General features: G+C 55.3%; 1 protein-coding gene. It reads right to left on the minus strand.

Annotated features, from left to right (window positions below):
• The coding region (gene secA, locus VAE48_RS03260) for a preprotein translocase subunit SecA (protein WP_322791883.1) at positions 1-3,144 on the minus strand (3,144 nt) is incomplete at its 3' end.
• Between the last annotated feature and the right edge of the window lie 213 nt (positions 3,145-3,357).

A 3,357-nucleotide genomic window follows, 5' to 3' on the forward strand; every position in this document is an offset into this window, starting at 1 on the left:
AATCACACGGTTGAGTGTGATGTTCATCAGCGCGGATTCGACCTGCTCCTTAACCCGCTCCACCAGATGATCACCCCCTTGCGCCAGGGCGCGCATCTCTTCCGTATTCAGGCGCAACGGTACCCGCACCAGCCCGGAAAGTTCTTCCACCAGTTCCTGCGGGCGTAAACTGCCGCCGGCTTCTTCCAGCCGGTCCGGCAACCCTTCGAAAAAGGTTTCCACCGTTTCCAGTCGTTCGGTCAGCTGCTGCTGAATAGCCTCTTCGCTGCGTTCCAGCAAAACCTCAATCGAACGCAGCAGATGGTTGCTTTCGGCTTGCAGCGCGCGGCGCGCCAAATCCAGCAACGTTCGCCGTAGTTGTTCGGCGCTGATCGGTTCATCACCTAACTCATCAGCCACTTCCTCCATCATCAAGCGCATGGTAAAGGATGGATAGGCCACTCCCTCAAAGGTAATGGGTGGCTGCACATCCTCCAGATACGCCAGCAGTTTCCACGGCCCTTCCTCGTCTTCCAGCGCGGTTTCCACACGGCTTTTCAGCTCGTTTTGCAGCATTTCGCGCACATCTTCGCTCAGGTCTTGTTTGGTAAAGACCCGGTCGCGCTGCTCGTAAATGCGCTTGCGCTGCATGTTGAGGACATCGTCATATTCCAGCAAATGTTTTCGGATATCGAAGTTGTTGCCTTCCACCCGCGCCTGAGATTGTTTGACCAGTTTGGCAACCAGATTATTTTCAATCGGCAGGCTTTCATCAATGTTCAAGCGCGCCATCAGGTTTTCCACCTGCGCCCCGCCAAACAGCCGCATCAGGTCGTCTTCCATGGAAAGATAAAAACGGGAGGAGCCGGGGTCTCCCTGACGGGCAGCGCGCCCGCGCAGCTGGTTGTCAATCCGGCGGGCTTCGTGGCGTTCCGAGCCGATCACATGCAGACCACCCAGTTCGCGCACCTTTTCCATCTCATCCATGTACTGCAAAAAGGCACGCACCGAATCCTCATAAATGCTGTACTGGGCCGATTCCATTTCCAGCAGCAGCCTGCGGCGCTGTTCATTGGTCATTTCATAAGGATCACTTCCAACGCTCCTCAACACACGGTTGACATCCGCCAGAATGTCCTCGTCCAGTTCGCCGCCCAATTTGATGTCCACACCGCGCCCGGCCATGTTGGTGGCAATGGTCACCGCCCCAAATGCGCCCGCCCGGGCAATAATCAAGGACTCTTCATCGTGCTTGCGAGCATTCAAAACCTGATGCGGCACACCGCCCTGTAACACTTTGATCAGGCGGGGACGGTCTTCTTCTTTCAGATTGAGCAGATTCAATAACCGCTCGACATTTTCAGGGTCTTCCGGGTTGATCGAAGTCATCCCCACCGAACGGGCAAAGTTGCGCAGTTCGGCCGTGTTCAGGTCGGGCAACGGTTTGTATAAAAACTGCAATTCGGGTATGGCCACTTCACTTTCCTGACGGTTGTGCTTGCGCAGCCAGGCATCCCGAATCAGCAGCGCCTGCATTAAGCGGCGCAGCAATTCCGGCTGCAATCGTAAGGAAAGCCGTTCGGAATGCTCCACCGAGGTGGTGCCGACCAGTTGCGGCCGGCCGCGCACATGATAATGGACAATCTCCTGCACAATGGCACGGATTTTTGCCTCTTCGGTGCGGTAGATCACATCCGGGTAGTCTTTACGCTTCCAGAAAACCGGCGCTTTGAGCGGATCATCGCGACGGGCATAATAGGTGAATTTGTAACCGAACTCGTCCTTGGCCTGCACTTCCATCAGGATCGGGTTGGGCTGAATCGCCTTGTATTCCAGATTGGTGGGGATGGGCAGCACTTCCAGTTTGTAAATTTTGGCAAATTCCTCCGCCTCGGTCAGGGCGGTACCGGTCATGCCGGCCAGTTTTTCATACATGCGGAAGTAATTTTGAATGGTGATGGTGGCGTAGGTGATATTTTCCGGCTCGACCTTGACACCTTCTTTGGCTTCCACCGCCTGATGCAGCCCTTCAGACCAGCGCCGCCCGGGCATCAGCCGTCCGGTAAACTCGTCAATGATGATCACCTTACCGCCCTGCACCAGATAATCCTTGTTGCGCTTGAAGAGAAACTGCGCTTTAAGCGCCTGTTCCAGATAGCCCAACAGGCGCGCCTGTTCGGGATTAATATCCTCCGGACGTTCGGGGTCAACCAGCGGCATATCCAGCAATTCTTCCACATGCGCCATACCTACTTCGGTGAGGGTGACAGTGCGGTCGCGCTCGTTGATTTCGTAGTCTTCCTCGCGCAGGGCGCGCACCACCTGCGCCATTTTGATGTACCATTCGGCCTCATCGGCTGCCGGCCCGGAAATGATCAGCGGCGTGCGCGCCTCATCAATCAGAATGTTATCCACCTCGTCCACAATTGCATAATAGTGTCCGCGTTGAGAGCGTTCCTCCAGCCGGTAGGCAAGGTTGTCGCGCAGATAATCAAAACCAAACTCGCTGTTGGTGCCGTAGGTAATATCGGCGCGATAGGCCTCAGCCCGATCCACCATACGCAGTTGATGTTGATCCTCAAACGGCGAGGTCTTTTCCAAATCCACCAAAAAGGCTTTGCGCCCGTTTTCGGTGCGGCTGGCCATCTGCAACACGCCCACTTTCAGCCCCAAAAAGTCATAAATCGGCCCCATCCAGCGCGCATCACGGCGGGCAAGATAATCATTCACCGTGACCAGATGCACCCCCCGCCCGGTCAACGCATTCAGGTACAACGGCAGCGTAGCCACCAGCGTCTTGCCTTCACCGGTGCGCATTTCGGCAATTTTGCCCTCGTGCAGTACCATCCCGCCAATTAATTGCACCTCATAGTGGCGCAAGCCGATGGTGCGTTTGCTGGCTTCGCGCACGGCGGCAAACGCCTGCGGTAAAAGTTCATCCAGCGCCACCTTTTCGGCCTGCCGGCGTTCGGCTTCGTTTTCTATACCTTCGGTTGCCTGCCGGATGTAGGCACGGAACTCATCCGTCTTGGCTCTCAGGGCATCATCCGATAATTTTTCATATTCGGCTTCCAGCGCGTTGATCTGCTCAGCCCGCACTGCCAGCCGCTGAATTTCTCTTTTATTGGGGTCAACGCCCAAGATATTGACAATCTTCTTGAACATATACAATCACCTCTCTGCGGGTGGATTATAGCATAGACAACCCCCGTAAAAAAAGGCGCGGGTCAAATGAACCTTTCTTAATGTGGGTTTGGGATAAGCACAAACCGCGGTGAGCAGCAAAACAGACCCCCTCCTGCGCCTCCCCCAATATCGCTTCTGCGATATTGGGGGAGGCGCAGGAGGGGGCAAAATTCTGAAATCGGATGCAAAAAG

The sequence above is a fragment of the Bellilinea sp. genome (genome assembly GCF_034432615.1).
Lineage (GTDB): Bacteria > Chloroflexota > Anaerolineae > Anaerolineales > Anaerolineaceae > Bellilinea.